The organism is Rhizobacter sp., from assembly GCF_031412495.1.
Lineage (GTDB): Bacteria > Pseudomonadota > Gammaproteobacteria > Burkholderiales > Burkholderiaceae_C > Schlegelella_A.
Genome location: NZ_JANODC010000417.1, coordinates 1 through 2,785 on the forward strand (window position 1 = coordinate 1; position 2,785 = coordinate 2,785).

Below are 2,785 nucleotides of genomic sequence, written 5' to 3' on the forward strand. Positions count from 1 at the left end.
AGATGGTGATGCCGGGCGACAACGTCGCCATCACCGTCAAGCTCATCAACCCCATCGCCATGGAAGAAGGCCTGCGCTTCGCCATCCGCGAAGGCGGCCGCACCGTCGGCGCCGGGGTCGTGGCAAAGATCCTCGAATAGGCGGGGTCGAATCCGAAGGGGCGTAGCTCAATTGGCAGAGCGCTGGTCTCCAAAACCAGAGGTTGGGGGTTCGATGCCCTCCGCCCCTGCCACGGCAGGTTAGTCGACCACCAGGCAGGTTCGAACAGGCCGCAGGCAAGCAGCAGTACATGGCAACTCCAGCATCTCCTCCCGTCGAGACCGTCTCGTCCGGCGCCGACAAGGCCAGGCTGGCCGCTGCAGCCATCCTCGTCGTCGCCGCCGTCGTCGTCTTCTACATGCTCGGCAAGCAGGACCTGTGGATGCGCGTCGCGGCGATGTTCGCGCTGTTCATCGCCGCCCTGGCCGCGTTCTTCACGTCCGAGCCCGGCAAGCAGCTGATCGCCTACGGCAAGGATTCGTCGCGAGAGGTGAAGAAGGTCGTCTGGCCGACGCGAAAGGAAGCGTTGCAGATGACCGCCTATGTCTTCGCCTTCGTCGTCGTCATGGCGCTGTTCCTGTGGCTCACGGACAAGACGCTCGAATGGGTGCTCTACGACCTGGTTCTGGGCTGGAAGCGCTAGGGAGCCATCGAAATGACAGAAGCAAGTGCAGATCCCGTCACGCCCGAGACGTACGCGCCGGCAGCGAACAAGCGCTGGTACGTCGTCCACGCCTATTCAGGCATGGAGAAGGCGGTCGAGCGCAACCTCCGCGAGCGCATCGAGCGCTCGGAGCTCAAGGAAAAATTCGGCCGCATCCTGGTGCCGATGGAAGAGGTCGTCGAGCTCAAGAACGGCAAGCGGTCGGTCAGCGAGCGGCGCTTCTTCCCCGGCTACGTACTGGTCGAGATGGAGATGGGCGACGACTCCTGGCACCTCGTGAAGCACACGAGCAAGGTGACCGGCTTCGTCGGCGGGCAAAAGACCCGCCCGTCGCCGATCTCCGAGGCTGAGGTGCTGAAGATCGTCTCGCAGATGCAGGAAGGCGTCGAAAAGCCGCGCCCGAAGGTGCAGTGGGAAGTGGGCGAGCTGGTGCGAATCAAGGAAGGCCCGTTCACCGACTTCAACGGATCGGTGGAAGACGTCAACTACGACAAGTCGAAGGTGCGCGTCGCGGTCACGATCTTCGGGCGGGCGACGCCCGTGGAGCTCGACTTCGCCCAGGTCGAGAAGGTTTGATTCACTAAACGAGGAGCTGCGCGGGCTTCGGCCCGCAGGCGCTTGAACTCGAAAGGAGCCATTCATGGCAAAGAAGATCGTCGGCTTGATCAAGCTGCAAGTCCCGGCCGGTAAGGCGAACCCGTCGCCCCCGATCGGCCCCGCCCTCGGTCAGCGCGGGCTCAACATCATGGAGTTCTGCAAGGCCTTCAACGCCCAGACTCAGGGCATGGAGCCCGGGCTCGTGCTGCCGGTGGTAATCACCGCCTTCGCCGACAAGTCGTTCACCTTCATCCTGAAGACGCCGCCGGCGTCGGTGCTGATCAAGAAAGCGCTGAAGCTGGAGAAGGGCTCGGCCAAGCCGCACCTCGACAAGGTCGGCAAGCTGACGCGCGGCCAAGTCGAGGAGATCGCCAAGGCCAAGCAGCGTGACCTGACCGGCGCCGACCTCGAGGCCGCCGTCCGCACCGTGGCCGGCACCGCCCGTTCGATGGGCATCACCGTGGAAGGAGTGGTCTGACCATGGCCAGCGAGAGCAACAGCAAGGCCGACGGCAGGCTGACCAGGCGGCAGAAAGCCATGAAGGGCAAGGTCGACTCGACCAAGCTCTACCCGCTCGACAGCGCGCTCGCGCTCGTCAAGGAGTGCGCGACCGCGAAGTTCGACGAGTCGATCGACGTCGCAGTGCAGCTCGGCATCGACGCCAAGAAATCCGACCAGGTCGTGCGCGGCGCGGTCGTCATGCCCGGCGGCACCGGCAAGACCAAGCGTGTGGCGGTGTTCGCCCAGGGCGCCAAGGCCGACGAGGCGCGGGCCGCCGGCGCGGACATCGTCGGCATGGAAGACCTCGCCGCCGAGATCAAGGGCGGCAAGATGGACTTCGACATCGTCATCGCCTCGCCGGACACGATGCGGGTCGTCGGCACGCTCGGCCAGATCCTGGGGCCGCGTGGCCTGATGCCGAACCCGAAGGTCGGCACGGTCACGCCCGACGTCGCGCAGGCGGTGCGCAACGCCAAGGCTGGCCAGGTGCAGTTCCGGGTCGACAAGGCCGGCATCATCCACGCGACGATCGGCCGTCGCTCGTTCGAGTCCGACAAGCTGGTCGCCAACCTGCGCGCGCTGATCGAGGCGCTCAACAAGGCCAAGCCGCCGTCGAGCAAGGGGATCTACCTGCGCAAGGTGGCGCTGTCGTCGACGATGGGTGCCGGCGCCCGGGTCGACGTGGCGACGATCAACGCGGCGCCGACCGCCGCCTGAGGCTGCGCAAAAGGCAGAAGTTCGAGATGGTGGGCCTCGGCCGCCGGGCAACCGGCAGTCGCGGGCCATCGAAGACCGCTGGTGCGGCCCGTCCGGGCTGCTTAATGGCCAGCGCAGATGGCGGTCCCGTCGAAAGGATTCGAGATCCGTTCGAAAGGTCGCTGAACGTGGCGTGTCCCGAGGCCGATGGCGGCCGGGCACATGATGAGAGGAGCAGACCTTGAGTCTCAATCGCAACGAGAAACAGACCGTGGTGACGGACGTGGC

The 2,785-nt window shown here is 65.5% G+C and carries 5 protein-coding genes and 1 tRNA gene; all 6 read left to right on the forward strand.

Going from position 1 to position 2,785, the window contains the following annotated elements; all coding sequences use genetic code 11:
• Nucleotides 1-140, forward strand: a 140-nt coding sequence (locus AC30N0_RS15390) for an EF-Tu C-terminal domain-related protein (protein ID WP_489518784.1), incomplete at its 5' end; no start/stop codon positions are given.
• A gap of 16 nt (nt 141-156) precedes the next feature.
• A tRNA-Trp gene (locus AC30N0_RS15395) sits at nt 157-232 on the forward strand.
• 57 nt (nt 233-289) lie between these two features.
• Nucleotides 290-682, forward strand: a complete 393-nt coding sequence (secE, locus tag AC30N0_RS15400; protein ID WP_489518780.1) for a preprotein translocase subunit SecE — start codon at nt 290-292, stop codon at nt 680-682.
• Nucleotides 683-694: 12 nt separating this feature from the next.
• Nucleotides 695-1,279 carry a transcription termination/antitermination protein NusG gene (nusG, locus tag AC30N0_RS15405; protein WP_489518781.1) on the forward strand — a complete coding sequence of 195 codons (585 nt, stop codon included), beginning with the start codon at nt 695-697 and terminating at the stop codon, nt 1,277-1,279.
• A 64-nt stretch (nt 1,280-1,343) separates the two neighbouring features.
• Nucleotides 1,344-1,778, forward strand: coding sequence for a 50S ribosomal protein L11 (gene rplK, locus AC30N0_RS15410; RefSeq protein ID WP_489518782.1), 435 nt, complete (start codon nt 1,344-1,346; stop codon nt 1,776-1,778).
• A gap of 2 nt (nt 1,779-1,780) precedes the next feature.
• Nucleotides 1,781-2,518 carry a 50S ribosomal protein L1 gene (rplA, locus tag AC30N0_RS15415; RefSeq protein ID WP_489518783.1) on the forward strand — a complete coding sequence of 246 codons (738 nt, stop codon included), beginning with the start codon at nt 1,781-1,783 and terminating at the stop codon, nt 2,516-2,518.
• Nucleotides 2,519-2,785 lie beyond the last annotated feature (267 nt).

What these genes read in the sequence shown, in the direction of transcription:
- secE (WP_489518780.1), top strand. Translation starts at nt 290, where the DNA reads ATGGCAACTCCAGCATCTCCTCCCGTCGAGACCGTCTCGTCCGGCGCC.
- nusG (WP_489518781.1), top strand. Translation starts at nt 695, where the DNA reads ATGACAGAAGCAAGTGCAGATCCCGTCACGCCCGAGACGTACGCGCCG.
- rplK (WP_489518782.1), top strand. Translation starts at nt 1,344, where the DNA reads ATGGCAAAGAAGATCGTCGGCTTGATCAAGCTGCAAGTCCCGGCCGGT.
- rplA (WP_489518783.1), top strand. Translation starts at nt 1,781, where the DNA reads ATGGCCAGCGAGAGCAACAGCAAGGCCGACGGCAGGCTGACCAGGCGG.